Source organism: Thauera sp. 2A1 (assembly GCF_009469595.2).
In the GTDB taxonomy this organism is placed as follows: domain Bacteria; phylum Pseudomonadota; class Gammaproteobacteria; order Burkholderiales; family Rhodocyclaceae; genus Thauera.
Genome location: NZ_SSXV01000001.1, coordinates 294734 through 321352, shown reverse-complemented (window position 1 = coordinate 321352; position 26619 = coordinate 294734). Strand labels below are relative to the sequence as shown.

The 26619-nt window shown below is 66.7% G+C and carries 30 protein-coding genes; 7 read left to right on the top strand and 23 right to left on the bottom strand.

All coding sequences use genetic code 11. The annotated features are described in order from the left end of the window. Positions 1–16: 16 nt before the first annotated feature. Complete coding sequence (locus GH664_RS01595; protein WP_228111325.1) at positions 17–1489, top strand: sensor domain-containing diguanylate cyclase; 1473 nt, start codon at positions 17–19, stop codon at positions 1487–1489. Between the two features lie 48 nt (positions 1490–1537). On the opposite strand, the gene GH664_RS01590 is transcribed toward GH664_RS01595, so the two are convergent. The 9 genes from GH664_RS01590 to GH664_RS01550 all read right to left on the bottom strand — a co-directional run bounded on the left by GH664_RS01590 (position 1538) and on the right by GH664_RS01550 (position 9710). Further along, on the bottom strand, positions 1538–2539 hold the full coding sequence (locus GH664_RS01590; protein WP_228111324.1) for a beta-propeller fold lactonase family protein: 1002 nt from the start codon (positions 2537–2539) through the stop codon (positions 1538–1540). 13 nt (positions 2540–2552) lie between these two features. After that, positions 2553–3104, bottom strand: a complete 552-nt coding sequence (locus GH664_RS01585; RefSeq protein ID WP_228111323.1) for an SRPBCC family protein — start codon at positions 3102–3104, stop codon at positions 2553–2555. Between the two features lie 38 nt (positions 3105–3142). Continuing rightward, positions 3143–3952, bottom strand: a complete 810-nt coding sequence (locus tag GH664_RS01580) for an ABC transporter permease (RefSeq protein ID WP_153166380.1) — start codon at positions 3950–3952, stop codon at positions 3143–3145. 21 nt (positions 3953–3973) lie between these two features. Continuing rightward, positions 3974–5173, bottom strand: coding sequence for an ABC transporter substrate-binding protein (locus tag GH664_RS01575; protein WP_153166379.1), 1200 nt, complete (start codon positions 5171–5173; stop codon positions 3974–3976). An 80-nt stretch (positions 5174–5253) separates the two neighbouring features. Next, positions 5254–6225, bottom strand: a complete 972-nt coding sequence (locus GH664_RS01570) for a PQQ-dependent catabolism-associated beta-propeller protein (protein ID WP_228111341.1) — start codon at positions 6223–6225, stop codon at positions 5254–5256. Positions 6226–6345: 120 nt separating this feature from the next. Further along, the gene (locus GH664_RS01565; RefSeq protein ID WP_153166377.1) at positions 6346–7104 is read right to left on the bottom strand and encodes an ABC transporter ATP-binding protein; all 759 of its coding nucleotides are present in this window, start codon (positions 7102–7104) and stop codon (positions 6346–6348) included. Continuing rightward, positions 7097–7858, bottom strand: a complete 762-nt coding sequence (locus tag GH664_RS01560; RefSeq protein ID WP_153166487.1) for an ABC transporter ATP-binding protein — start codon at positions 7856–7858, stop codon at positions 7097–7099. Before GH664_RS01560 ends, GH664_RS01565 begins: the two co-directional genes overlap by 8 nt. Positions 7859–7860: 2 nt before the next feature. Then, positions 7861–8667 (bottom strand): ABC transporter permease, encoded by an 807-nt coding sequence (locus GH664_RS01555; RefSeq protein ID WP_194270295.1) that lies wholly within the window; start codon positions 8665–8667, stop codon positions 7861–7863. A 53-nt stretch (positions 8668–8720) separates the two neighbouring features. Next, complete coding sequence (locus GH664_RS01550; RefSeq protein WP_153166375.1) at positions 8721–9710, bottom strand: ABC transporter substrate-binding protein; 990 nt, start codon at positions 9708–9710, stop codon at positions 8721–8723. A gap of 300 nt (positions 9711–10010) precedes the next feature. Between GH664_RS01550 and GH664_RS01545 the strand changes: the two genes are divergently transcribed. The 3 genes from GH664_RS01545 (at position 10011) to GH664_RS01535 (ending at position 12965) form a co-directional block, all read left to right on the top strand. Next, positions 10011–10709 (top strand): hypothetical protein, encoded by a 699-nt coding sequence (locus tag GH664_RS01545; RefSeq protein ID WP_153166374.1) that lies wholly within the window; start codon positions 10011–10013, stop codon positions 10707–10709. 176 nt (positions 10710–10885) lie between these two features. After that, positions 10886–12331: a sensor histidine kinase gene (locus GH664_RS01540; protein WP_153166373.1), complete on the top strand. Its 1446-nt coding sequence runs from the start codon at positions 10886–10888 to the stop codon at positions 12329–12331. Beyond that, positions 12315–12965, top strand: a complete 651-nt coding sequence (locus GH664_RS01535; protein WP_153166372.1) for a response regulator — start codon at positions 12315–12317, stop codon at positions 12963–12965. The genes GH664_RS01540 and GH664_RS01535 overlap by 17 nt, the downstream gene beginning before the upstream one ends. A gap of 59 nt (positions 12966–13024) precedes the next feature. Here GH664_RS01535 and pqqE read toward each other — a convergent pair whose 3' ends face one another. Genes pqqE through pqqA form a run of 5 tightly spaced genes read right to left on the bottom strand, consistent with a single transcriptional unit; the run spans position 13025 to position 16296 of the window. Further along, positions 13025–14191, bottom strand: a complete 1167-nt coding sequence (pqqE, locus tag GH664_RS01530) for a pyrroloquinoline quinone biosynthesis protein PqqE (protein WP_153166371.1) — start codon at positions 14189–14191, stop codon at positions 13025–13027. A gap of 1 nt (position 14192) precedes the next feature. Continuing rightward, positions 14193–14474 (bottom strand): pyrroloquinoline quinone biosynthesis peptide chaperone PqqD, encoded by a 282-nt coding sequence (pqqD, locus tag GH664_RS01525; protein WP_153166370.1) that lies wholly within the window; start codon positions 14472–14474, stop codon positions 14193–14195. Further along, positions 14471–15250, bottom strand: a complete 780-nt coding sequence (gene pqqC / locus GH664_RS01520; protein WP_194270294.1) for a pyrroloquinoline-quinone synthase PqqC — start codon at positions 15248–15250, stop codon at positions 14471–14473. Before pqqC ends, pqqD begins: the two co-directional genes overlap by 4 nt. Beyond that, positions 15247–16161, bottom strand: coding sequence for a pyrroloquinoline quinone biosynthesis protein PqqB (pqqB, locus tag GH664_RS01515; RefSeq protein WP_153166369.1), 915 nt, complete (start codon positions 16159–16161; stop codon positions 15247–15249). Before pqqB ends, pqqC begins: the two co-directional genes overlap by 4 nt. 60 nt (positions 16162–16221) lie before the next feature. Then, a complete protein-coding gene (gene pqqA / locus GH664_RS01510) occupies positions 16222–16296 on the bottom strand; it encodes a pyrroloquinoline quinone precursor peptide PqqA (protein ID WP_108951310.1) in 75 nt (24 codons plus the stop codon). Between the two features lie 282 nt (positions 16297–16578). Between pqqA and pip the strand changes: the two genes are divergently transcribed. Then, positions 16579–17613 carry a prolyl aminopeptidase gene (pip, locus tag GH664_RS01505; protein WP_153166368.1) on the top strand — a complete coding sequence of 345 codons (1035 nt, stop codon included), beginning with the start codon at positions 16579–16581 and terminating at the stop codon, positions 17611–17613. Positions 17614–17680: 67 nt separating this feature from the next. Here pip and rpsI read toward each other — a convergent pair whose 3' ends face one another. Then, positions 17681–18073: a 30S ribosomal protein S9 gene (rpsI, locus tag GH664_RS01500; RefSeq protein ID WP_153166367.1), complete on the bottom strand. Its 393-nt coding sequence runs from the start codon at positions 18071–18073 to the stop codon at positions 17681–17683. A gap of 12 nt (positions 18074–18085) precedes the next feature. Beyond that, positions 18086–18514 (bottom strand): 50S ribosomal protein L13, encoded by a 429-nt coding sequence (gene rplM, locus GH664_RS01495; RefSeq protein WP_004258894.1) that lies wholly within the window; start codon positions 18512–18514, stop codon positions 18086–18088. Between the two features lie 614 nt (positions 18515–19128). Between rplM and GH664_RS01490 the strand changes: the two genes are divergently transcribed. Then, on the top strand, positions 19129–19548 hold the full coding sequence (locus GH664_RS01490; RefSeq protein ID WP_153166366.1) for an OsmC family protein: 420 nt from the start codon (positions 19129–19131) through the stop codon (positions 19546–19548). 72 nt (positions 19549–19620) lie between these two features. Here the strand turns inward: GH664_RS01490 and coq7 are convergent, their stop codons facing one another. From coq7 to GH664_RS01455, 7 genes are all read right to left on the bottom strand, one after another. Continuing rightward, complete coding sequence (coq7, locus tag GH664_RS01485) at positions 19621–20241, bottom strand: 2-polyprenyl-3-methyl-6-methoxy-1,4-benzoquinone monooxygenase (protein ID WP_153166365.1); 621 nt, start codon at positions 20239–20241, stop codon at positions 19621–19623. Further along, entirely contained in the window at positions 20238–20789 is a 552-nt protein-coding gene (locus GH664_RS01480; protein ID WP_228111322.1) for a CNP1-like family protein, read from the bottom strand. Before GH664_RS01480 ends, coq7 begins: the two co-directional genes overlap by 4 nt. Then, positions 20786–21370: a DUF3501 family protein gene (locus tag GH664_RS01475; RefSeq protein ID WP_194270293.1), complete on the bottom strand. Its 585-nt coding sequence runs from the start codon at positions 21368–21370 to the stop codon at positions 20786–20788. The genes GH664_RS01480 and GH664_RS01475 overlap by 4 nt, the downstream gene beginning before the upstream one ends. Further along, entirely contained in the window at positions 21370–22722 is a 1353-nt protein-coding gene (locus GH664_RS01470; RefSeq protein WP_153166363.1) for a heterodisulfide reductase-related iron-sulfur binding cluster, read from the bottom strand. The genes GH664_RS01475 and GH664_RS01470 overlap by 1 nt, the downstream gene beginning before the upstream one ends. Positions 22723–22811: 89 nt before the next feature. Then, entirely contained in the window at positions 22812–23231 is a 420-nt protein-coding gene (locus GH664_RS01465; RefSeq protein ID WP_153166362.1) for a rubrerythrin family protein, read from the bottom strand. Between the two features lie 173 nt (positions 23232–23404). Further along, entirely contained in the window at positions 23405–24001 is a 597-nt protein-coding gene (locus GH664_RS01460) for a CBS domain-containing protein (protein WP_153166361.1), read from the bottom strand. Positions 24002–24148: 147 nt separating this feature from the next. After that, the gene (locus GH664_RS01455) at positions 24149–24709 is read right to left on the bottom strand and encodes an RNA pyrophosphohydrolase (protein ID WP_153166360.1); all 561 of its coding nucleotides are present in this window, start codon (positions 24707–24709) and stop codon (positions 24149–24151) included. A 155-nt stretch (positions 24710–24864) separates the two neighbouring features. Between GH664_RS01455 and GH664_RS01450 the strand changes: the two genes are divergently transcribed. Further along, entirely contained in the window at positions 24865–26619 is a 1755-nt protein-coding gene (locus GH664_RS01450; RefSeq protein WP_153166359.1) for a proline--tRNA ligase, read from the top strand.

Here is a 26619-nt window from a genome sequence, read left to right as displayed (position 1 = left end):
CTCGCCCGAGACACACGTGGCGAGCGATGCAAACGGAAAGTGGGCCGCTCGCTGCGTCGAGTGTGGCGCGGTCGGTCCATGCGCGGACGAATGGGGCGACGCCCTGGCGAGTTGGGCGCGGGCGCGCGAAGGCGAGGAACTGCTGCGCACCGTCATCGACGAGTCGCCGGACATCATCCTGCTGAAGGACTGGAACGGTCGCTTCCTGCTCGGCAACGCAGCGCTGGCCACGCTCTACGGAACCACGCCGGATCAGCTCGTGGGCAAGGACGACGGTCATTTCAACCCGAATCGCGAGCAAGTCGAGTTCTACCTGCGGAACGTGCGCGGCGTCATGCTGGCGGGCGAGACGCAGTTGGTGCAGGAGAGCTCGACGAACGCCGAAACTGGCGAGATCCGGCATTTCCACTCGATCAAGAAGCCCTTGCACGGTCCGGACGGCGAGCGGCGCATCCTCGTCATCGCCCACGACGTGACCGACCTTCAGCGTGCGCACCAGGTCATCGAAGAGCGCGAGCGCAGCTACGCCTACGCAATGGCGGCCGCGGGCGATGGCATCTGGGACTGGGACATTCCGCGCGGCATCGTCACCCACAACGCGAGCTGGTGCGCGCTGCTCGGTTTCCCAACTGACGAACTTCAGCATCCGATCGAAGAATTCGCCGCGCAACTGCACGAGGACGATCGCGACACGGTGCTCGCCTCGATCGACGCCGCCTTGCGCCGGAGCGGGCACTACCGGCATGAACACCGCATGCAGCGCAAGGACGGCAGCGAAATCTGGGTACTCGACCGTGGCGAGGTCGTCGAGCGCGACCCCGCCGGCCGCCCCATCCGCATGGCCGGTTGCGTCACCGACATCTCTGCGCGCAAGCGCGACGAACAGGCGCTGCGCAGGGCGACCGAGGCGCTGGCGGAGATGAACGCCCAGCTCGAGCGGAAAGTTGCCGAACGCACCGAGGCGCTGGCGCGCGCCAACGAAGAGCTGCGCCTGCTGGCCCGTCACGATGCGCTTACCGGGTTGCCGAACCGGCTTGCCGGCAATGAGCGCCTGAGCGACGAGTTCATCCGCATGAAGCGCTCAGGCGTCGCCTATGCGGTGCTGATGATGGACCTCGATCACTTCAAATCCATCAACGACTCGCACGGCCATGCCGTCGGCGACGCCGTGCTGCGGCATGCCGCCGAGGTGCTCAGGCGATCCATCCGCGAAACCGATTTCGTCGCCCGTTTCGGCGGCGAGGAATTCCTCGCGGTCATCCCCGCAACCGACCTGACCGGCGCACAGATCGTCGGCGAGAAGATCCGCCAGGCCATCGAAACAAGCGTGGCACCGATCGTCGAGCGGCTGACGATGAGCCTGGGTCTGGCGCTCGCCACGCCGGATCACGACGACATCCACGTCGCGATGCGACACGCGGACCGTGGCCTTTACCGGGCCAAGCGCGCGGGGCGCAACCAACTGGTGATCGCGACACCCTCGCCCTGACGGTGCCCGCGCATGGCCTGAAGCACGTACGCGGTTGCGCGCCGTCGATCAGCGGACAGCAGCGTCCGGCACGTCGGCAACGAAAGCGCCGAAGGCGCGCGGACCATTGCCGGTGCGCACGCTTCCCGTCACCCGCAGACGGACGGTGTCGATACGCGAAAGCGTGTTGTCGAACCAGTTGGCCACATAGACGAAGCGGCCGTCGGCGGACGCCGCGATGCCCTCCGGGTATTCGCCGGTCTCGATCGTGGCGACCACTTTCAGGCTCTGCAGATCGAAAACCGACACCGTCCCGGCGTACTGGTTGGTGACGAAGGCGCGACCGCCCGCGACGGCCAGGGCATAGGGGCGGTCACCGACGGGCACCGAAGCCAGTACGCCACGCGAGTCCACATCGATCACCGTGACGGTATTGGAGCCGACATCGGCCGACATGAGACGACGTCCATCGGGCGTGAAACCGAGGCCAAACGGACGTTTGCCGGTGGCCACGGTCCCGATCAGGCGATGATCCGCGGTGCTGAACAAGGAAACCTGATCGCTGTCGCGATCCGCCGTCGCCAGCAGCGATCCATCGGGCGACACCGCCACGCCCGACGGCGACAGGCCGGTGGGCAATTCGTCGAGGATGTCGCCGCTCGCGACATCGACGACGAAAACGCGGTTTCCATACCAGTCCGCAACAAAGAGCCGCGCCCCGTCCGGATGCACGGCGATCCCCAGCGGCCCGCCCTGCAGCGCGATGCGGCGCAGCAGCGCGGGAGGTCGCGTGCCGAGCACGCTGACGTAGCTGCCCTCGGGGCTGGTGATATAAACGTGGCGGCCATCCGGCGACGCGGCCACCCCGGCGGGCTTGCCACCGACTTCGAGCGTGGCGGCGACCTTGTCCTCGCCCAGCGCGACGACCGACACCGAGTCGTCGGACTGGGTGGTGACGAAGGCCACCTCGGCAGCGCCGCCGCCCCTCGCGAGCAGGAGCGCGCCTGCCCACAGCAGCGGCTTCAGCGCCGCCATCCGGTGCGGAAATCGCTGCGGCAACAGACGCACCATCCCTTCGGCTCGCTCAGCGCCCGCCCTTTTCCATTTCCGCCTTCAGTGCGTCAAGGCCGGACTGGTAGATGCCGGTGACCGCCTTGATGGCGGCATCGTCGTTCAGGTTGGCGGGCGGATCGTTGTTCGGATAGCCGCGATAGAAACCTCCCCGCCACTCCACCTTGGACGACGAGGGGCCGGTGGAGGTGACGGTGATGGTTGCCGCGTAGTTGGTCACCGGCAGCACCGCCACGTCGACCTTGGTGATCTTGTACATGTAGCTCATGTGCTCGGCACTGTACTTGTTGAGTGCCTCCTCGATCGTCGCCTTGCCGTCGCCGCCCTTCAGCGTCAGCAGCCGGGTGGCATCCGGCACATTGCCGCCGCTGCCCTGGGTGCTGGCGATCGCCGGGTGCCAGGACATGTCGTGGAAGTTGGCGATGCGCGCCCAGACCTTGTCGGCCGGCGCCTGGATGTCGATGCTGTGCTCGACCTTGAGCCGTGCCGGGCCGTGGGCGCCCGCGGAGCCGGCGACGACGCCGCAGGCAGCCAGCAGCATGAAATGTTTGGTGCGGATGATCATTGCTCCTCCAGTGCCGATTCAAGGCCTTTTGGTTTGGTTCAACCGGGCTTTCCGGTCCGTTTCAGCATGCCACGCTGCGGGTCATACCCCCACGCCGCCAGCAAGAAAAATGCCACGAGGCACCCCACCACGATGGACAGCGACATCGCCGAAAACTGACCGTACAGCGCAAAGCGGATCGCCTCCACCGCATGAGTGAACGGGTTCCACTGCGCGACGAAGTGGATGATCTCCGCCCCCGACTCCTCCAGCTTCCACAGCGGATACAGCGCCGGCGACAGGAAGAACATCGGGAAGATGACGAAATTCATCGTGCCGGCAAAGTTCTCCAACTGGCGGATCTGCACCGACAGCAACAGGCCGAGGGCGCCCAGCATCATGCCGCCCAGCACCAGCACCGGCAGCACCTGCAGCCAGCCCATCCACGGCACGGTGACACCGAACAGTGCGGCGATGATCAGGAACACATAGGCCTGCAGCACCGAGAGCAGCGTGCCGGCGAGGAGCTTCGCGAACAGCAGGTACCAGCGCGGCAGCGGCGCCGTCAGCAGCAGGCGCATCACGCCCATTTCGCGGTCGTACACCATCGCCAGCGACGACTGCATGCCGTTGAACAGCAGCACCATGCCCAGCAGGCCGGGGACGATGTACACCTGGTACGGAATGTAAGTGTCGTAGGGCGGAATGATGGAAACGCCGAACACGTTCTGGAAGCCGGCGGCGAACACCACCAGCCACAGCAGCGGGCGCACCAGCGCCGACGCGAAACGGCCGCCCTGGCGAACGAACTTCGCCACCTCGCGGCTGGTGACGGCCTGGAGCGCAAGCAGGGCGTGAGCAAGTCTCATCTGGGGAAGCGATCCGGTTTGTCAGAACTTGCAGCGGCTGTCGCGCTTGTCGAAGCCCAGCGTGTCCATGTTGTTGGTCTGGTGCAGGAAGCCCTGGATGGGCGCGCGCTCGATGACGGCGTTGTGCGTGGCGAGCAGGATGGGCTGGCGCAACTGGCCGTCCCACTGGCGGAAGCCGAGGCGGTTGCCCTTGAAGCCGTCGATGGTGATGTCGTCGCTGCCGATGTACTTCGCCAGCGTGCGGAAATCGCCGTTGTTCGTCCTCACCACCGCCTCGACCACCGTCTTGATGGCGATCCAGGCGGCCCAGTCCGGACTGGACATGCGGCGCGACGCCAGCTTCTCCAGCCGGTTGTTGAGCTGCGGCGCGCCGTGGCGCTCCCACGACCAATGCCAGGCTTCGGCCACCAGCCCCTCGCTGCCCACCACCGGCCGCGGGCGCACGGTGCGGTAGGGCACGCTGCGCGCGAACTCGCCGTCGGAGTCGGCGACGAAGACAGCATCGTAATCGGGGCCGGCGGTGAGCAGGCCGACATTGCCCTGGTCACGCTGCCGTGGATCGTTGCTGAGCAGGAAGGGGCGCTTCTCCACGATCTTCAGGCCGAAGCGCTTCGCCGAATTCTCGAATGCCGCCGACACCAGCTTGTCTTCCGCCAGCGGCCCCTCGAGCATCAGCACCGAACGCCACTTGCGCGACACCAGGTACTGCGCCATGGCATCGGCCTGCATGGCGTGATTCGGGATCGTGTGCAGCAGGTTGGGCTGACATTGTTCCTGGCGTAGCGCGTCGTCCGCCGCGGAGATGTTGAACAGCAGCAACTCGCGGCCGCGCACCGCCTGGGAGACCTGCGCGACCACCGCGCCCGGCGCATCGATGAGGAAGAAGCGCACGCCCGCGGCGTTGAGCTTGCCGATCTGCTCGATCAGCCCCTTGGCGTCGTCGGCCTGCGCGCGCTCGAGCGCGAACTCTGCGCCGACCGCCTGGCCGACGAAGCGCGACTCGCGCAAGGCGACCTCGGCGCCGGCCAGCGGTCGACCGAGCGCGCGCGACATGGGGCGGAAGTAGAGTTTTTCCTCGTCGTAGCGGGCGTCGTGGTTCAGTTCCAGAAAACCGAACTTCAGGGCCACCGCGTGCAGCGGTGCGCCATGCAACAGGCCCGCTGCCGCAAAGCCAGCCACTGCCAGGGCGCGGGCACGGCGGGCAATGTGTCGGATCGGCATGCGATCAACTCCTTGTCGAATTCAGCAAACCGCGATGTGGTGCGATGCCCGGCGCTGCGGGCCGCGACACCTGCCTGCACTCAGTCGTCGGCCACCACACCATAGGGCACCCGGCCCACCGGCACCGACTTCAGCACCTTGAGTGCATTGGTATCGATGATGGACACATCGTCGGACAGGCCATTGACCACGTAGAGCAGGCTCTCGTCGCGGCTCAGTTGCACCCCCCAGGCGCGGTTGCCGACCAGCACGTAGCCCTTCACCCTGCGCGCTGGCACGTCGACCACGGCCACATGGTTGGCTCGCCCCAGGGTTACAAAGGCCGTCTTGCCGTCGCGCGTCATGACGATGCCCACCGGCGTCACGTCGTCCTTGCGAAAGCCCTTGGGCTCGAATGACACCGTGCCCTTCACCTTGTTGCTGGCGCCGTCGATGATGCTGATCGACGCGCCGAGCTCGTTGGTCACCCACACCTCGGCGCCGTCGGGCGTGATCGCGAAGCGGCGCGGACGGTTGCCGACGACGACGTTGGCGAGGATCTTGTTCGTCGCCGTGTCGATCACATGCACCATGTTCGCGACTTCCGAGGTCACGTAGACGCGGCGCCCGTCCGGGCTGAGCTTGACGCCCTCGGGTTCCTCGCCGACCTCCACCTTCGCCATGATCTTGCCGGTCGCGAAGTCCACCACCGAGACCTGCGCGTCTTCCTCGTTGGTCACGTAGATGAGCTTGCCGTCCTTGCCGAAGTCGAAGGCTTCCGGGTCCTTGCCCACTGGCAGGGTGCGCGTCACTGCCAGCCTGGCGATGTCGATCACTTCGAGCCGGTGCTTGTTGCTCGCGATCACGTAGACCTGGCTGCCGTCGGCACTGAGCTTGATGTCACGCGGCCGCTCGCCGGTCGGTATCGTCTTCACCACCGCGTAGGTCTTGCCGTCGAGCACGGTCACGGCGTTGTCGTTCTCGCTGCTGACGAACAGATAGCCTGTCCCCTTCGCCAGCGCATCGGCGCCTGCCAGCGCCAGGACGGCCGGCGCCAGCATCGCCACAAGCATCTTCCTGTTCATGTCTCGCCTCTCCTCGCGTCCATCGACGATGGCCACTTATCGTCTCTTCTGGTCAGTGTCTCTTGGGCAATTCTTTGCGCGTCGCTGCCGCGTGCCGTGGGCCGCAGCTCACGCCGCGAGCTCCGCATTGCGCCCGGTCATGCCGAGGAACGCCGCTGCCAGGCTGCCGCCACCCGCTGCCGCGACCAGGCTCGCCGGCGTACCGTCGGCCAGCACCTTGCCCGCGTTGAGGACCACCACCCGGTCGGCTTCTTCCGCCTCCTCCACCAGATGGGTGGCCCACAGCACGGCGACACCGCCACTGCGCAGGGCGAGGACTTCGTCCAGCAACTGGCGGCGCGAGGCCGGGTCGAGGCCGACGGTGGGCTCGTCCATCAGCAGCACCGATGGCCGGTGCAACTGCGCGCGCGCCAGTTCCACCTTGCGCCGGTTGCCACCCGACAGCGCGCGCACCGGATCGTGCGCGCGCTCGGTCAAGCCAAGCCGCGCCAGCGCCGCTGCGATGCGTTCGCCCGCCTCGCGCCCGGCGATGCCGTGCAGGCGGGTGTGAAAGCGCAGGTTCGCCTCCACGCTCAGGTCCATGTCCAGCGTCGTCTGCTGGAACACCACCCCGATCGATGCCAGCGCCGCGACCGGGCTGTGGCGGATATCGTGGCCGCAGACCCGGATCTCGCCTGCGTCGGCGTTGAACAGGCCGGTGAGCAACTGGAACATGGTGCTCTTGCCGGCGCCGTTGGGCCCCAGCAGGGCGACGAATTCGCCCGGTCGGATCGCCAGGCTGACGCCCTTCAGGGCTTCGCGGGGCCCATAGGATTTGCGCACCTCGCGCAGGCGCAGGATCGCATCGTCGGCAGTTGCTTCAGGCATCGTTCGGAGGCTCCGTGGTGACGAGTCCAGCCAGCAGGTCGGGGTGCTGCGCCAGCAGGCGCGCCTGCAGTTCGAGCACCGCGACATCGTTCGGGGCGCGCGGGCGCGGCAGCTCGACCGGCATCTCGAGCACGACCCGCCCTGGCGCCGCCGACAGGAAGCACACCCGGTCGGCCAGCGCGAGCGCCTCGCGCAGGTCGTGCGTGACGAAGACGATCGTGGACCGCCGGCGCTGCCACAGGTCGACCAGCATCGAGCGCAGCCGGTCTGCTGTCGGCGCGTCGAGGGACACGAAAGGCTCGTCCATCAGCAGCAGTGGCGGCTCGATGACGAAGGCGCGCGCCAGGGCCACACGGCGCTGCATGCCGCCCGACAGCCGGCCCGGATAGGTGTGCAGCACGTCACCCAGTTCCATCGCCCGCAACAGCTCGATCGCTCGTGGCCGCGCCTGCTGCGGATCGTCGGCCACCAGCAGCACGTTGTCGAGCACGGTCAGCCACGGCATCAGCCGCGGCTCCTGGAACATCACGCCGATGCCCTTGTCAGGTACGCGTCCATCCAGCGTCACGCGCCCGTCCATGTCGCGGTCGAGGCCGATGATCAGGTTCAGCAAGGTGCTCTTGCCGCAGCCCGAAGGGCCCACCAGGCAGAGGAATTCGCCGGGCCAGGCCGCCAGACGCAACCCCTGCAGGGCCACATGGCTGCGGCCGCCGCGGTCGGGGTAGGTCTTGCGGGCGATGTCGATCTCGAGCACCTTCAGCCTCTCCATTCGGTGAGGCGGCGCTCAAGCGGACGCAGGGCGATCGCCTCGATGAGCAGCACGACGGCGGCGAACACCAGCGTGTAGGCGAGGATGCCGGCGATGTCGAAGAACTGGAAGAACACGTTGAGCTGGAAGCCGATGCCATTGCTGCGTCCGAGCAGCTCCACCACCAGCACGATCTTCCAGATCAGCGACAGGCCGGCGCGTGCAGCCGCCATCAGGTAGGGATAGAGCTGCGGCAGGTAGACCCGCACGAAGGTGCGCCCACGCGTCAGGCGATAGGCCGCTGCCACCTGCATCAGGCGCGGATCCACGGCGCGCGCACCCTCCCGCACGGTGACGACCACCGTGGGGATCTTGTTGATCGCCACCGCGACGATCGCCGCCCAGTCGTTGAGACCGAACCACACGTAGCACAGGATGATGGTCACCAGCGCCGGAATGTTGAGGCCGAGCACCAGCCAGGTGTCGAGGAACATGTCCAGCCGCCGCCAATGCCCCATGGCGATACCGATCGCGGTGCCGATCACCATCGCCAGCAGGAAACTGACGCCGACGCGCGCCAACGTGATGGACAGATGCCAGGGCAAGGTCAGCGACGAGATCTCGGCGAGCAGGCGCTGGAAGACGACCGCCGGCGCCGGAAACGTCGCGCTCTGCAGCGTCACTGCGAGCAACTGCCACAGCAGCAGGAAGACCAGGATGGAGCCCAGCCGCAGGCCGGCGCCGCCGGGCTGGCGGGAGCGCGGCGCAGCGCTGGCGCCACGCAGTCCCTCGCCGGACCCTCCTTGCCCTGTCACATGCGCGGCGCCCCGCGGAGTCCGCGTTTCGCGCACGCCCTGCCCGCTCCCCGTCACCGCTCCGCGCCCGCCTGCCAGAAGGTACCCGGCGCCAGGGCCTGGGCCTCACCCACGAGTTCCCTGCCGCCGACCGAGGCAAGGATGGAGAAGACCTGCCGCGCAGTGGCCTCGGCCTCGGCGACCGGTCCCCGCGGGATGCCTGCGCGGTAGCCGGCGCGCAGGGCCTCGAAGGTGGCCTGGTCCTCGGCCCGCATTACCGGGCGCAGGGTGGTGTTCCAGATCTCGTCGGATTCCAGCATCAGCTTCTTCGCCGCCGCCGATGCGCGCAGGAAGCCCCTGATCGCCGCAGGATTGGCCCTCGCCCAATCGTCGCGAAACACCCAGCCGACCATGGGCAGTTCGGACTGTATGCCGAGGCCCGCGAGGATGTCCTGCATGCTCAGCATCTCGCGCAACCCCGCCGCCTGCAGGCGCGCGTTGTAGTGCCAGTAGTTGAGCACCGCGGGAATGTCCCCACCGAGCGTAAGCTGGTTGAGCAGCGGCGGTGCAGCGAAGTCGGTGCGCACGAAGCTTGCCGCATCTTCGCCCACCGTCTTGCGCGAGTAGGCCCGCAGCAGCAGCCAGCTCTTGCCCAGGGCCCCGCCGGCAATGCCCAGGCGCTTGCCACGCAGGTCCGCGAACGTACGCAGGCCGGCGTCGGGCCGCACCATCACGCCGCCCACCGCCAGCGAGTAAGGCACGAAGGTGTAGCCGCGCCCTTCCGAGCGCTGTCGGGACACCCAGATCCAGTCATTCACGATGACGTCGACCGCGTTGCCCTGGAAGGCGACATTGGCCGCGTCGTTCACCGCCAGCGGCACCACTTCGACGCGCACACCCTCGCGCTCGAGCAGACCCGCCTTCTGCATCGCCTCGATCTCCCAGCTCACGGTGCCGAATTGGAGCACGCCAACCCTGACGACCGGAGTGGCCGCGTGGGCAGTCATCAGGATTGGAGAAAGGACGAAAGCGAGCCACGCCAGGGCTCGCGCGAGTCGGGTCATCGAATATGTCCTCGATCGAATTGCAGGCTGCAGCCCGCGTACTCCAAGTTGGTTAGCAGCCTCCATGCCACCGGGCGTCTTCAGCCCTTCGTCCGGGCTATCGCCGGCGGGACGGAGCGGCCGGCGGGCCGCCTTCGCCTGCTCGGCTGTATCGATTGAGAGCAACTGTTCCGTAGTGGAGCACCCGATCGCCGTCAGAACAGCATGACGCAGCGCCGCAATGCAATGCCAAAAAGTTGGGCATGAAACATGCGACACCCGCTCGCAACCTCGGCCGCCCGTCGTAAGGATGTGGCACACATGAAGCCTCCCAAGGCCCCTGTAGAAGACCCGCTGCGCACGATGCCACGTGACGCTGTTCCATTGTTCGCCTATTCCGGCAGATCGAGCGGGCACATGCGCCTGATGACGCTCGCCATGCCGGTGATGGCCAACCTTTACCAACAGTTCGCGAGCCCGTCCCTCGAAGTCCAGCTGGCCAATCGCGACGGTGAGATCCTTCGCATCATCGGCACGGCGGCGGAACGGCAGTCCGGCAACGGCGCGCCCGCGCTGTCGCTTGCCGCCCCCATCCATGGCACCGATGGCTGCCTTCTGATCCTGACCGACCACGCCTCGACGTCGCGCGAGAAATGTGACCACATGCAGGCGGTGCTGCAGACGACCGTCGAGATGATCGAGCACCGGCTCGTGGAGACCGATGAGCGCGGCTTTCTGCGCCTGCATTTCCACACTCGCCAGGCCCTGCTCGGCGGCCCCCTCGAGGCATTGGCGGTGTTCGACCAGGACAGCCGCTTCGTCGCGGTGAACCGCACGGCAGCGGCCTTGCTGTCGCTGGACGGTAACCTCGCCCATCTGCGCTGCGCGGACTACTTCGACGTGCAATGGCTCACTCTGGTGGGCTACGCCTCCCTCCACCTGATGGAGCCCTTTCCATTGCGCACCTTCGGCGGGGCCCACGTCTTCGCGCGGAGCACTCTCAGCCAGGGTATCGCCTGACCGGTCCGCAGCGCCCGTTGCGTGCCCCATTGCCGCCACCGCACGCGTCGGCGCGCACGCACGCGGCAGGATGCTCGCGAAGCACGAAAATTGCTCCCTCGCCTGCTAGATTGAAATCGACCGCCAGCGGGTCTGGCGCCGACGAACCATCCTCCCGGGCGCAACCGCTTCCCGCCATGACGCATCCCCAATCACCCCGGCCTGCCACGCACAAGACGCCCCCCCCATCCCCCGGGGCGACGGCCAGGCGCGACAACACCCTGAGGGGCCGGGTCAGCAAGGTGCTGACCGGCCTGTTGCTGCTGGTCATCACCATCGCCACCTTGGGCTGGATGCACGAGACGCGGCGTGCCATTCACGAGGAGATCAACGCCGCCAGCCGGGTCGCCGAGCAATGGGTGGGCGTGCTGGTCGCCGAAACGCTGCGCGACCGCGAACAGGGCCCGGACCGCCTGATGGCCTACCTCACGGCGGTGGGCAGGCTGCGCGCCAACCGGCTGGAAGTTCTCGACGCCACCGGCCGCTTGATCTACGTGTCGCCGGAGCCCACCTACAAGGCGGGCCGATTTGCGCCGGAGTGGTTCGCACGCCAGCTCACGCCGGAAGTGCCGACCCACATCTTCGACGCGGGTGATCGCCAGATCGTGCTGCGGCCCGATGCCTCGCGCTCAGTGCTGGACGCCTGGGATTATTTCGCCACCGGCATGGGCTGGGCCTTTGCCGCGATGCTGCTGGTCGGGCTGGCGGTGCGCCTGGCGCTGGATCGTGCGCTCGCGCCGCTGGCACAGATCAACAGCGCCCTCGACCGCGGCGCCGCCGGATTGTTCGACACCCGGCTGCCGACCTATGGCGCGGCCGAACTGGACCGCCTCGCCGACAGCTACAACCGTCTCGCCGACAACCTCGACCAGAGCCGGGCGCTGAACCTGCGGCTGGAGGAAGACCAGGCCTTCGCCCGCGCACTGCAACTGCGCCTGGAGGAAGAGCGCCGCTTCATCGCGCGCGAGCTGCACGACGAGCTCGGGCAAGGCATCACCGCGGTGCGTGCGATCGCCGGCGCGATGATGCAGCGTTGCGAGCAGTTGCCGCAGCTCCACGGCAGCGCCCAGGCCATCCTGGCGATGACCGACCAGATGCAGGATGGCGTGCGCACGATCCTGCATCGCCTGCGTTCGGCGGCGGCAGGCGCGTCGCTCGACCAGGTGTTGCGCGACTATTGCGCACTATGGAGCGGGCTGCATCCGGAAATCGAGTTGCAGTGCGAAATCGACCCGATCGGCTCGCCCACCGACGAGACGACCTCGCTCGCCCTGCTTCGCCTGCTGCAGGAGAGCCTCACCAACGTCGCCCGCCACGCCCGTGCGAGCCGCGCCGAAGTGAGGTTTCGCACCGAAGGCGACATGCTCGTGCTGCGCGTGAGCGACAATGGCCGCGGACTGGCTGGCCCTGACGGCGAGCGCGACATGGCGAACCGTTTCGGCATCACCGGCATGCGCGAGCGGGTGGCGGCACTTCGTGGCAGCCTGACGATCGACGCGGCACCCGCGGGCGGCCTGAGCGTCAGCGCGAGCCTGCCGAAACACAGGAATCAGACGGAATTTCAGCATGGCGCAGACACTTGAACGAGTCCGCATTCTTCTGGCCGACGATCACGCCGCAGTGCGGATGGGGTTACGCCTGCTGCTCGAGGGCGCGGGTGGCATCGTGATGGGCGAGGTCGACAGCGGCGAGGCCGCGGTGGCGGCGTATGCGCAGCATCGCCCGGACGTGCTGGTGATGGACGTATCCATGCCGGGCATCGGTGGGCTGGGCGCGCTCGAGCGCCTGCTCGCGCATACGCCCGACGCCCATGTGCTGCTGCTGTCGGCGCACGACGATGCGCAGATCCCCGCTCGCGCGCTACGCAGCGGCGCCACCGGCTACCTGTCCAAGCGCGCCCAGCCGCAGGAGCTGATCCGCGCCGTGGCCCAGGTCGCGCGTGGCCAGCGTTATGTCGATCCGGAACTGGCGCCGCAACTGGCACTGGCGCAGTTGGGCGGCGCTGGCGTCGACCCCGCCACGGCACTGACCGACAAGGAGTTCGCCATCTTCCTGCAGCTCGCCCAGGGCCGCTCTGTGAGCGACATCGCCGTCGCGCACAAGCTGAGCCCCAGCACGGTGGGCACCCACCTCTACCACATCAAGCAGAAGCTCAATGCCAGCAACGCCGCCGAACTGGCGCTGATCGCGGTGCGCAGCGGGCTGATCGAGGTGTGAGCAGCACGGCCGTCCTCGTAGGGCGGGTTTCAACCCGCCAACGCTGTTGCCCCTGAGTCTCACGAGCGCGCGGCTTCGCGGGCCTCCGCGATCAGGCGCTTCGATTCCGCCGGACCACGAAACACCAGCGGCGCCTCGCGCAATGCGTGACTGTCGGCACGTTGCGCTCGATCCACCGCCTCGAGCACGACGTGATGCGCCGACGACTTGTCGCACACCGGATCAGCCGCAGCGGCATCGCCGGCGAGCATGAAGGCCTGGCAGCGGCAGCCGCCGCGGTCCTTTTCCTTTTCCGGACAACTGCGGCAGGGTTCCTGCATCCAGTCGTCGCCGCGGAAGCGGTTGAAGCCCTCGGAGTCGTACCAGATCTCGCGCACGCCCATGTCGCCCACGTTGGGGAAGGAAAGACCCGGCAGCATCTTCGCGGTATGGCACGGCAAGGCGGTGCCATCGGGCGTCACCGTGAGGAACACGCTGCCCCAGCCGTTCATGCATTTCTTCGGCCGCGTCTCGTAGTAGTCGGGCACGACGAAGAAGATGCGGATGCGATCGCCGTAGCGCTGGCGCCGCTCATTGGTGATGCGCTCGGCGCGTTCGATCTGCTCGCGCGACGGCAGCAACTGGTCGCGATTGAGCAGCGCCCAGGAGTAGTACTGGCTGTTGGCCAGTTCGAGGTATTCCGCGCCGAGCTCGACCGCCATGTCGATGATGTTCTCGATGTAGTCGATGTTGAGGCGGTGGATCACGCAGTTCATGACCATCGGCCAGCCGTTGGCCTTGATCATCGCCGCGACCTTCTGCTTGAGATCGAAGGTGCGGGTGTGCGACAGGAAGTCGTTGAGTTCGCGGGTGGAGTCCTGGAAGGAGAGCTGGATGTGGTCCAGCCCGGCTTCCTTCAGCGCCGCGGCGCGCGCCTCGGTGAGACCCACGCCCGAGGTCAGCAGGTTGGTGTAGAAGCCCAGCCGGCGCGCCTCGGCCACCAGCACCTCGAGGTCGTCGCGCGCCAGCGGCTCGCCGCCCGAAAAGGCGCACTGCACGCTGCCGGCGGCGCGCGCCTCGCGCAGCACTCGCAGCCAGTCCTCGGTGCCGAGCTCCTCGGTGGTCGCGGCCAAGTCGGTCGGGTTGTAGCAGAAGGCGCAATGCAGCGGGCAGCGATAGGTGATCTCGGCCAGGAGCCACAGCGGCGGGCCGATCGAGGTAGCCGGTGCCTGCGCGGGGGCGTTCACGTCACACCTCGATCCAGTGCTGGGCGCGCGCCATGTCGAGGAAGCGGGCGACGTCGGCGTGCAGGCCGCGGGTGTCGAAGGCTTGCTCCAGCTCGGCGACCAGTTCGTCCACGCTGCGGCTGCCGTCGCAGCGCTTCATGATCTCGCCGGCGCTGGCGTTGAGCTTCACCATGCCTTCGGGGTAGAGCAGCACCCAGGACTGTTGCGCCTCCTCCCACTGCAGGCGGAACTTGGCCGACACCCTGGGTTTCGCCGTCGCGACGATGCTGGCCGCCTCACTCATTTGCGCGGTCCCTTGATCTCGATTTCGCACTGGCTGAGCATGATCGCGTCGGCCAGCGCCCACAGCACGTCGAGCTTGAACTGCAGGATCTCGAGCGCACGCTCCTGCATCGCCCGCGTCTGGCTGAAGTAGTCCAGCGTGAAGCGCAACCCGTGCTCGACGTCGCGCCGCGCCTGCGTCAGGCGGTTGCGGAAGTACTGCAGCCCGGCGGTATCGACCCAGGGGTATTTCTCCGGCCAGGTGTCGATGCGCTGCTGGTGGATGTGCGGCGCGAACAGCTCGGTGAGGCTGGAAGCCACCGCCTCCTGCCACGGCCGCTGGCGCGCGAAATTGATGTAGGCGTCCACCGCAAAGCGCGCCGCCGGCGCCACGAAACGCAGCGAGGTGACGTCGTCGCGCGACAACCCCACTGCTTCGCCCAGCCGGATCCAGGCCTCGATGCCGCCGGGGTCGGAGATGCCGCCGATCTCGTAGCCGTCGTGGTCCAGCATGCGCTGGATCCAGTCGCGGCGGATCGCGCGCTCCGGGCAGTTCGACATGATTGCCGCATCCTTCACCGGGATTGCGATCTGGTAGTAGAAGCGGTTGGCCACCCAGCCCTGCAACTGCGCGGGCGTCAGCTTCCCTTCGGCCATCATGATGTGGAAGGGATGGTAGATGTGATAGCTGGTGCCCTTGTCGCGCAGCTTGGCCTCGAATTCCTCCTTGCTCCAGGGCGGCAGTTCGGAGCGGCGCGTCAGGTCTGCGATGTGCTCGATGCTGAGGGCGTTGCTCACAGGCGTATCTCCATGCCGTCGTGGGACACCTCGATGCCGTGCGCGGCCAGTTCGGCGCGCTGCGGGCTGTCTTCGTCGAGGATCGGGTTGGTGTTGTTGATGTGAATCAGCACCTTGCGCGTCGTCTTGGGCAGGCGGCCGAGCCATTCGATCATGCCGCCAGGCCCGGATTGCGGCAGGTGACCCATCGCACGCGAAGTCTTCGACGAGGCGCCGAGGCGGATCATCTCGTCGTCGGTCCACAAGGTGCCGTCGACCAGCACGCAGTCGGCCTGCTGCATCGCCTCCCACACATGCGGTTCCATCTCGCCGAGTCCCGGGGCGTAGAACAGACGCTTGGCGCTGCGCGGGTCGATCAGCGTCACGCCGATGTTGTCGCCGGGCTGCGGCCTGTCGCGGTGCGGCGAGTACGGCGGGGCGTTGCTGGTGAGCGGCAGCGCCGCAAAGCGCAGCCCCGGCGCGCCATCGATGGCGAACTCACCCATCAACGGCACTTCGTTCCAGGCGATGCCGGCATAGTGGCCTAGCACGCCGAACAGCGGATTGCCCACGGAGAGATCCTCGCGCACGCAGGGCGTACACCACACCTGCCAGGGCTGGCGATGCTCGCGCAGCATGTAGAGGCCGGTGGTGTGGTCGATCTGCGCGTCGATCAGCACGATCGCCGCGATCGCCGTGTCGCGCAGCGCGCGTGCGGGCTGGAGTTCGGGGAAGCTGCGGATCTGCTGCAGCACATCGGGCGAGGCGTTGAACAGCACCCAGTGCTCGTCGTCGCCGCTAACCGCGATGGAAGATTGTGTTCGCGGCACGGCACGGATGCGTCCGCTGCGTACTCCGGCGCAGGTGGGGCAATTGCAGTTCCACTGCGGAAAACCACCGCCTGCGGCGGAACCAAGGACTCGGATTCTCATGGGCGGTCGGCCGAGGACGGAAGCGCTGGCTCAGCCGCTCCCGCCTCGTGGCTTCAGTGATCAGCGCGTTGCGATGTACATCGTGATTTCAAAGCCGAAGCGGAAATCGCAGGCTGCCGGGGTTTCCCATTTCATGATTTGTCTCCTGTCGTCTCGTGGGTTGGAAGCGTGCCCGCCATATGCCGGGACGGACACACGGTGGCACGCCCATACGATAGCGATCCACCCGCTGGGCCAGCGTCCCGAAATCGACTGAAGTGACCTCATGATTTTCATGAGGCTTCGGCGACGGACATCCGGACGCGGCGCAAGGCTCCGGCCCGCTAGGATGTCGGCAATGAAAAACTCCGACCTTCGCGCCGGTATCACCGCCCGAGCGCGACCCGCCCCGCCGCAGGACACGAGGTCAATGTTTCCATGTCTTCTTCCATCCCTTCGCCTTCCCCCTCCCCCGTCCCGGCCTCGGTCGAAGACGATCTGCCATTTCCGCCGATCGAGCCCTTTGACGCAGGCTGGCTGGACGTGGGCGACGGCCACCGCATCTACTACGAACAATGCGGAACGCTGGACGGCCCGGCGGCGCTCTTCCTGCACGGCGGACCGGGCAGCGGTTGCAGCCCGCGCCACCGCAGGCTGCTGAACCCGGCCTGGCGCATCGTGCTGTTCGACCAGCGCGGCTGCGGGCGCAGCACGCCTGCCGGCGAATGCCTCGCCAACACGACTGCCGACCTGGTGGCCGACATCGAGCGATTGCGCGCACACCTGGGGGGGCTTCGCTGGCTGGTGTTCGGCGGCTCCTGGGGCTCGAGCCTCGCCCTCGCCTACTGCGCGCAGCACCGTGAAGCCTGCCTGGGCGCCATCCTGCGCGGCATCTTCCTCACCGGGAATGACGACATCGACTGGTTCTTCAACGGCGCCGGACAACTGCTGCCCGACCATTGGGCGGCCCTTGCCGTCCCGGCGCCGTCAGCACACCGTAGCGAGCTCGCGACGTGGTATTTCGATACCGTGCGGGGGGATGACAACGATGAAGCCGTCGAGGCCGTGCGCCACTGGATGGACTGGGAGGAAGCACTGTCGCGGCCAGGCCTTCCGCCCGCGCTCGCCGGCCGGACGAGCCGTGAAACCGCTGCCGGACAACTCGCCAAATACCGCCTGCAGGCGCATTACCTGCGCCACGAATGTTTCATCGGCAGGGCGCGCGCGCTCGACTTCGCGCGGGCACTGCGGGGATTGCCGACTGCAATCCTGCATGGCCGCCTCGACCTGGTCTGCCGTCCGTCGAACGCATGGGCCGTACATCAGGCGCTGCCGGACAGCCGGCTGTTGTTGGTCGATGGCGCCGGTCACAGCCCGTTCGACGCGCCCATGACACGGGCCCTGGTCGCCGCCGGCGACCATTTCCTCGCCCACGGCACTTTCGCCGGTTGGCCGAACGAGGACCGCGCGTAGCCGAAAGCGAAGCGCACAAACAAAAAGCCGCCCGAAGGCGGCTTCTTGTTTGTGCGACAAACGCGGATCAGCGCTTGGAGAACTGCTTCGCGCGGCGGGCCTTGCGCAGGCCGACCTTCTTGCGCTCCACTTCACGGGCGTCGCGGGTCACGAAGCCGGCGGCACGCAGGTCCGGCTTCAGCTCGGCGCTGTAGTCGATCAGCGCGCGGGTGATGCCGTGGCGCACGGCGCCGGCCTGGCCGGATTCGCCACCACCGACGACGTTCACCATGATGTCGAACTTGCCTTCGTTGCCGGTGAGCACCAGCGGCTGACGCACGATCATGCGACCGGTTTCGCGCGAGAAGAACTCGTCAACCGGCTTGCCGTTGACGACGATGTTGCCGGTGCCCGGCTTGATGAACACGCGAGCGACCGCAGTCTTGCGGCGACCGGTACCGTAGTTGTAAGTGACAGCCATCTATCGGCTCCTTCAGATCTCGAGAACTTGCGGCTGCTGAGCGGTGTGCGGATGCGACGGACCCGCGTAGCACTTCAGCTTCTTCAGCATGGCGTAGCCCAGCGGGCCCTTAGGCAGCATGCCCTTCACCGCCTTCTCGAGCACACGCTCGGGGAAGCGCTGCTGGAGCTTGGTGAAGTTGGTTTCGTAGATACCGCCCGGGTAGCCCGAGTGACGGTAGTACTTCTTGTCCTGCGCCTTGTTGCCGGTCACGCGCAGCTTTTCGACGTTGACGACGACGATGAAGTCACCGGTATCGACGTGCGGCGTGTAGATGGCTTTGTGTTTGCCACGCAGGCGGCGGGCCACTTCGGCTGCGAGGCGACCAAGCACCTTGTCCGTGCCGTCGACAACGAACCAGTCGCGCTTTACCTCGTGCGGCTTGGCAGAAAACGTCTTCATTTAAAACCTCGATCTTGTCAGGCCTTGCGTGCCGGCCACCAAACGGAAAGCTGGCAATGCTAAGGCGAAGCAGGCCCGTGTGTCAATCGAGTTGCACGCGCGGGCGAGACAGGCAAAAAAAACGCAGTCCGTTGGGACTGCGTTAAATCCACACCAAAGGAGGAGGGTGGAGGAGACACCGTTTGGATCCGGCACCCGTTTTGCGGTGCGACTGCGATCCGACTGAGACGGATTATCCATACGTCGCCGGGCTCGGGCAAGCAGATTTTGTGCGACGCACAATAAATCTTTGGATCATTCCATAAGTGGCTCTTATTTATTCTCAAAATATTGATTTGTCTCAATTTGCCTTCCTGGGATGGCCAAGCGACGGCCTCGGCCCGCTCCCCACTATATTTCTTTGCCATGTTGTGTTGCGCACTGCGGCCATACGCTTTGGTACAGAGCAGACGAATGCGATGGCGTGATTGGCCGCGACGACATTCGCGCCACTTTGCCACCGCCCCGGCTGCAACCGGCCGCTTGCGCGGGAAGCCTTCCGCCGTCTCCGGTAGAATGCCGCGCTGCTTTCCGCAGACCGGCTGCGAGGCCGGAAGTTCATGGAGACAAGACGCATGGAATGCACGATCAAGTGGGTGGACGGCATGACCTTCATGGCCGAGACAGGAACCGGACACCTGGTGGCGATGGACGGCGCACCCGACGCCGGCGGGCGCAACCTCGCGCCACGCCCGATGGAGCTGATGCTGGCCGGCGCGGGCGGCTGCACCGCATTCGACGTCGTGCTGATCATGAAGCGCGGACGCCACGACATCCGCGGCTGCGAAGTCCGGCTGGAAGCCGAGCGCGCGGAGACGGACCCCAAGGTGTTCACCCGCATCCGCTTCATCTACACCGTGACGGGCAGGAACCTCAAGCGCGAGGTGGTCGAACGCGCGATTCACCTGTCGGCGGAGAAATACTGCTCGGCGTCGATCATCCTCGCCAAGACGGCCGAGATCACGCACGAGTGCGAGATCGTCGACGTCGACTGAGCGCTCCGCCCGCCACCGGCCGGGACGAAGACGCGCCGCGCGGCGGAAGTGGCCGAGCGCGGCGCCTGCCGTTCACACCCAGTAGGTCGTGCGCGTCATCACGCGCGCGGCGAGCTTCATGACGCCCTTTACCGGCGCCGGCAGTTCCTGAGCGCCGAGCCGCAGCGCCGTTTCGGCGTGCTCGACTTCGTCGGCCTTCATCTGCTCGACGATGGCTCGCGACTTGCGATCCTGCGCCGGCAGGCTCTCGAGATGGCTCTTTAGGTGAGCCTCGACCTGGCGCTCGGTCTCCGCCAGGAAGCCGAGATTCCAGCGGTCGCCGAAGCGACCCGCGGCCATGCCGACCGCCAGCGCGCCGCCGTACCACAGCGGATTCAGCAGGCTCTTGCGACCACCCAGTTCGGCAATGCGCCGTTCGGTCCACGCGAGGTGCTCGGTTTCTTCGTCCGACGCCTGCTGCAGCGATTCGCGGATCGCCGGGTCGCGCGACATCAGCGCCTGGCCCTGGTAGAGCGCCTGGGCGCAGATCTCGCCGACATGATTGACGCGCATCAGGGCGGCCGCGTGGCGCCGCTCGTCGTCTTCGAGCGCCGCGTCGGGAAGCTCGTCACCCGGCACGGGACGCACGCTGCGCGCCGGAGCGAAGACGGTGCGCAATGCCTTGTCGAATTCGAGTATCAGTTGATCGATCATGGCCGGTTTCCTCCTGGCTCGCCGGGATCCCGCTCGCCCTGCAGCCGGCGCAGCGCATGGTTGCGGTCACGTGGCGCAGCGGGGCCATCACAGAAATAATCGTAAGCCAGCGCAGCGCGCGGCCGATTGTACGAATTGTCGCCGATGGGCTGCCACTCGCTCACCTTCATCGGCGCCCACTCGCCGCTCTTGCGGCCGCTGGCGTAGATGCGCCGCTCGCCGGTGGCGCAGCGTATGCCTTCGAAGGTGACGTTCTCGGCGCCACCCGGCGTGCGCACCACAAGCACGTAGCGCACGACACCGTCGCGCCCGACGCTCACGCTGCGCTCGTCGACGAAGAAGCGGTTGGGCGAGGCGCTGCTGACAAAGAACGCCCTCAGGCTGGCTTCAGCCGGCGCAGGCGGCAGCACGTAATCTTCCTCCTGCCAATTGGGGTCCGGATCGGTCAGCAGGCCGGCGGCGAAACTGCCGGCCGACAGCGCGAGCGCGGAAAAACAAGCGAGGGCCAACAGGCCCCCGCGGATGCTGGAACGCGATGAGTTTTTCAAACGCGCAGATCTCCACAGAGCGAGTTGCGAACCGTCGCCGGAACCGGCTCGACGACCGCCGCGTAGGCGGGATGGTCGATGCCGACGGCCAGAGCCGCTCCCAGCAGCATCGCGCGCGCCCGCTCGGCACCGAGTTCGAAGCGCAGGAAATGCACCGACGACGTCTTTTCGTCATTCTCCCGCTCGAGGTCCTCGTCGGCAATGGCAAAGACCGGTTCGAACCCCGCCACCTTCACCCACACCCGGCGCTCGATACCTTTCAGGCGACCGAGCCAGAGCCGGCGTTCGGTCTCGTCGGGGAATTCGATCAGCATCGTCGCCTTCCAGTTCAGCCCGTCGGGAACGAGCGGACTGTAGGCGTCGAGTTCGTCCCGGATGCCGGCCTCCTCGAAGATGCGCTCGATGCGCAGCATCTCCTGCACCTGGTAGCGGATGGTCAGCTCATCCTCGAACACCAGCGTCACGTGTTCGCCGACGTGCAGCGTGCGGGCCTTCTTGTGGGCCAGCACCCGCGCGCGAAACGCGGGCCGCTCGCGCGCGTACTGTTCGAGGCTCAACAGGCTGTCGCGTGCGATCGCCATCACGCAACCTCCTCCAGGCCATAGGCCATGCGCAGCAAGGTGAGTGGATGCGCCTTCTGCGCCGCCAGCGTGGTCCCCCCGTCGCGGATGCCTTGCTGGATGTGGCGGCCGGCGATCGGACAGTCGGAGCTGATGAAGTCCGGCTCCGCCTGCGCCATCTGCCGGAACACCGGCCGGCCGATCTTCATGGAAAGATCGAAGTACTCCTCCTTCACGCCCCAGGTGCCGTCGTGACCGGCGCAGCGTTCGACGGTGCTGACCTGGGTGCCGGGAACGAGCTGCAGGGTCTCGCGCGTCTTCTGGCCGATGTTCTGCACTCGGCCATGACAGGGGATGTGGTACGACACCTTGCCCAGCGGGCGCTTGAAGTCGGTCTTGAGCAGGCCGTCCTTGTTGCGCAGCACGAAGTACTCGAAGGGGTCGAACATCGCCTCCGCCACTGCGGCGACGTCCGCATCGTCCGGGAACAGCAGCGGCAGTTCCTGCTTGAACATCAGCGCGCAGGACGGAACCGGCGCGAGGATGGCATAGCCTTGCCGCGCCAGCTCGACAAGCGGCGGAATGTTGCGCTGCTTCAGACGCTCGACGCCCTCCAGGTCGCCAAGCTCCAGCTTGGGCATGCCGCAACAGGCTTCCTGCCGCGCCAGCACCGTCGGGATCTCATTGTGGTTGAGGATCGCGACCAGATCGTGGCCGATGCCCGGCTCGTTGTAATTGACGTAGCAGGTGGAGAAGATCGCCACCTTGCCCGGCGTGCGCTCGCCATGCCTCACCGGCCAGTGCTCGGCCACCCTGGCCTTCGAGCGGAATTTCGCCGGTGCGTAGGGCGGCAGCTCGCGCCGCTTGTCGACGCCCAGCACCGACTGCAGCACGCCGCGCGCGGCGCCATTGCGGTTGGCGGCATTGACCGTCTGCGCCACCACCGGGATCGCGGCGAGCTTGCCCAGCGCGTCGGTGCTGGTGAGCAGCTTGTCGCGGAAGCGGATCTCGCCCTTGCGGAACTTCACCGCCTTGGCGCGCAGCATGAGGTGCGGAAAATCCAGATTCCACTCGTGCGGCGGCACGTAGGGGCATTTGGTCATGAAGCAGATGTCGCACAGGTAACACTGGTCGACGACCTTCCAGTAGTCCTTCTTCGCCACGCCGTCGACTTCACCGCTGCTGCTCTCGTCGACGAGATCGAACAGGGTCGGGAAGGTGGTGCACAGATTCACGCAGCGGCGGCAGCCATGGCAGATGTCGAACACGCGCTCCATCTCGCCCAGCAGCGCCGCTTCATCGTGGTAGGCGGGGTCACGCCACGCAATCGCATGTCGCGTCGGCGCCTCGAGACTGCCCTCACGCTTGGTCATGACAACTCCCCCTTCGCTGCAAGGATCGCCATCAGCCAGCCATTGGCAGAACGGGCGGTTGCACCGCCCGTTCGTCCTTGCTCCGTCGCTCAGTCGGTCAGCGCATCGAGCGCCTTCTGGAAGCGGTTGGCGTGCGAGCGCTCCGCCTTGGCCAGTGTCTCGAACCAGTCTGCGATCTCGTCGAAGCCCTCGTCGCGTGCGGCTTTTGCCATGCCCGGATACATGTCGGTGTATTCGTGCGTCTCGCCGGCGATGGCTGCGCCGAGGTTCTGCCGGGTGCTGCCGAACGGCAGGCCGGTGGCCGGATCGCCGCAGGCCTCGAGGTATTCGAGGTGGCCGTGCGCGTGGCCCGTCTCGCCTTCAGCGGTGGAGCGGAACACGGTCGCCACGTCATTCTGGCCTTCGACGTCGGCCTTGGCAGCGAAGTAGAGGTAGCGGCGGTTCGCCTGCGACTCGCCGGCGAAGGCGGCCTTCAGATTGCCTTCGGTCTGGGAACCCTTCAGTTGCATGTCTCCTCTCCTTGTCGTCCGTTGGATGAACGCCCCTGTCGCCGGGACATCTTCAGCCTAGACAACGGGCGCAGCACGCCCAAATAGCGGAGCGCTATTTCATGCATTGGCCGAGCCTATCCGCGCCGTCCTGTCCGCCCCAAGTTCGACGTTCCGGGCGGAACGGGCGGCGTTCATGCCGCCAGCGCAGCCTCGATCTCGGCGAAATTGCGCGCGACCTCGGTCGCCGCCGGCAGGGGCTCGCCCAACTGGCGGGCGATCTGCGTCATCGAGAAGATGCCACGGATGCGGGCGCGGCCGGCCGCCACCGTCTCGATCACCAGCGCGTGCTGCCTGCCCGAACGCCTGAGGGTCGCGATGACATGCCCGACCTCCGCCCGCAGCACGTCCTCGAGGCGAACCGCCTCCATCGCCACGAGCGGGGTCATGACCTGCGCCACGCTCACTTCACCCACGCGCAGACCGCGCTCCTGCGCGGCACGCAGCGGACGCTCGCCGAGAAAGTCGGCTGCCGTCACCAGGCCGACCACGCCGCGCGCCGCATCGGTCACCAGGAGCAGCCTCACGCCACGCGCCTGCATTGCGCGGTGGGCTTCATCCTGGCTCATGCCGGCATCCACGGTGGCCGCCGGTACCTGGCGCAGGTCGGTCATCACCTCCAGCGCAGGCGAGTCGAGTCGGACGCGACGTTCGGCCGACACGTCGGCGATGTCGCATTGCAAGCCGTCGAGATGGGCCTGCGGAAGAGGTGAAAAGCGATCCCGATGCATGATGAGCCTCCCGTTGCGATATGGAGCAAGGCTCGCCCTCTTGCATACGGCGATGCGGCGATGCGGCGATGCGGCGAGCCCCTGCATCGAGTAAAGATCACACCGGCAGGCACGGCAAGCGCCGTGCGGGGAGGATCAACGCGGGGGTCAGCGGGGACTGTTGAGCACCACCTTGACCGGCTCGGCTGTGGCTGGCGTCGTCAGCCGGTAGCTCTCCGGCATCTCGAAGCTGCGGGAGCGGAAGAGGACGCGGGCGAGCTCGACCAGCGCCAGTTGATACACCTGCCGCTTGAACTCGATCACCGCGTCGAGCGGCACCCAGTAGTCACTCCAACGCCAGGCATCGAATTCCGGATGATGGCTCGCGCGCAGACAGACGTCGGAATCACGCCCCACCAGGCGAAGCAGGAACCAGATCTGCTTCTGACCACGGTAGGTATTGCGCCATTCGCGGCGTATCCAGTGCTTGGGCACTTCGTAGCGCAGCCAGCCTCGCGTGCGGCCGAGAATCTTCACGTGCTCAGGGCGCAGCCCCACTTCCTCGAACAGCTCCCGGTACATGGCCTGCTCCGGTGATTCGCCATGCTTGATGCCACCTTGCGGAAACTGCCAGGAGTGTTCGCGGATCCGTTTGCCCCAGAAGACCTCGTTGCGCGCGTTAACCAGAACGATGCCGACGTTCGGGCGAAAGCCTTCACGGTCGAGCATGCTGAACCTTCAGATTTTGGTGAGTTGTCAGGATTTTTTCACACTTGCCTGCCATTTGAAAGCGCGCATGGGCGCACGTTCCATCGTCTGGCGGTTCGTGCTGCGGTGCCATGCGCTAAAATCGGGCGCTCGACAAACGCTTTTCGACTCCTTCCATGCGCGCCAGCCAGTTCCATCTCTTCACCCTCAAGGAAGCCCCCTCCGACGCTGAAGTCGTCAGCCAGAAGCTGATGCTGCGCGCCGGCATGATCCGCAAGACCGCAGCCGGCATCTACAGCTACATGCCGCTGGGCCTGCGTGCGATCCGCAAGGTGGAAAACATCATCCGCGAGGAGATGAACCGCGCCGGCGCCATGGAGCTGGTGATGCCTCTGGTGCAGCCCGCCGAGCTGTGGCAGGAAAGCGGGCGCTGGGACAAGATGGGCGAGGAGATGCTGCGCATCAAGGATCGGCACGAGCGCGACTTCGCGCTGCAGCCCACCTCCGAGGAAGTCGTCACCGACATCGCGCGCCAGGAGCTCAAGAGTTACCGGCAACTGCCGAAGAACTTCTACCAGATCCAGACCAAATTCCGCGACGAGCGCCGGCCTCGCTTCGGCGTCATGCGCGGGCGCGAATTCGTCATGAAGGACGCCTACTCGTTCGACCGCAGCGCCGAAGCCGCAGGGCGCAGCTACGACACCATGCATGCTGCCTACCACCGCATCTTCGACCGGCTGGGCCTCGAATACCGTGCGGTCGCGGCAGACACGGGCGCGATCGGCGGCGACCGCTCGCACGAGTTCCAGGTCATCGCCGACACCGGCGAAGACGCCATCGTGTATTGCCCCGCCTCCGACTATGCAGCCAACATCGAGCTGGCCGAAGCCGTTTCGCTGTTGCCGGGCCGCGCTGCCCCCGAGCAGGGCCTCGAGAAGACGCCGACCCCGGGGCGCGAGACCTGCGCCGATGTCGCCACCCTGCTCGACCTGCCGCTGGCACGCACCGTCAAGTCGCTGGTGCTGGCGAGCGACGATGTGGACGAAGCCGGCCTGCCGGCCGGCACCACCATCTGGCTGCTGCTGGTGCGCGGCGACCATGGGCTCAACGAAGTGAAGGCCGGCAAGATCGAAGGCCTGAAGGCGGGCTTCCGCTTCGCGACCGAAGCCGAGATCCTCGAGTACTTCGGCTGCCGCCCCGGCTACCTCGGCCCGATCGGCACGAAGAAGCCGGTACGCGTCATCGCGGACCGCACCGTCGCCCACATGGCGGACTTCGTCTGCGGTGCCAACGAGGCGGATTTCCACTACACCGGCGTCAACTGGGGCCGCGACCTGCCCGAACCCGAGCTGATCGCCGACATCCGCAACGTCGTCGAAGGCGACCCGTCGCCCGACGGCAAGGGCTCGCTGGCGATCCAGCGCGGCATCGAGGTCGGCCACGTGTTCTACCTTGGCAACAAGTACTCGAAGGCGATGAACGCGACCTTCCTCGACGAGGACGGCAAGCCCAAGCATTTCGAGATGGGCTGCTACGGCATCGGCGTCACCCGCATCCTGGGCGCGGCGATCGAGCAGAACAACGACGCCCGCGGCATCATCTGGCCTGCTTCCATCGCACCGTTCGAAGTGGTGATCTGCCCCGTGGGCTGGGGCAAGTCGCAGGCGGTGCGCGAGGAAGCGCAGAAGCTCTACGACACGCTGCTCGCCGCCGGCGTGGACGTGATGCTGGACGACCGCGACGAGCGCCCCGGCGTGATGTTCGCCGACTGGGAGCTGATCGGTGTGCCGCACCGCGTCACGCTGGGCGACCGTGGCCTGAAGGAAGGTATGGCCGAATACCAAGGGCGCCGCGACACCGAGGCGGCGAAAGTACCGGTGGCCGGGATCGCCGACTTCGTCATCGAGCGCCTGAAAGGCGCGCGGAGCTGA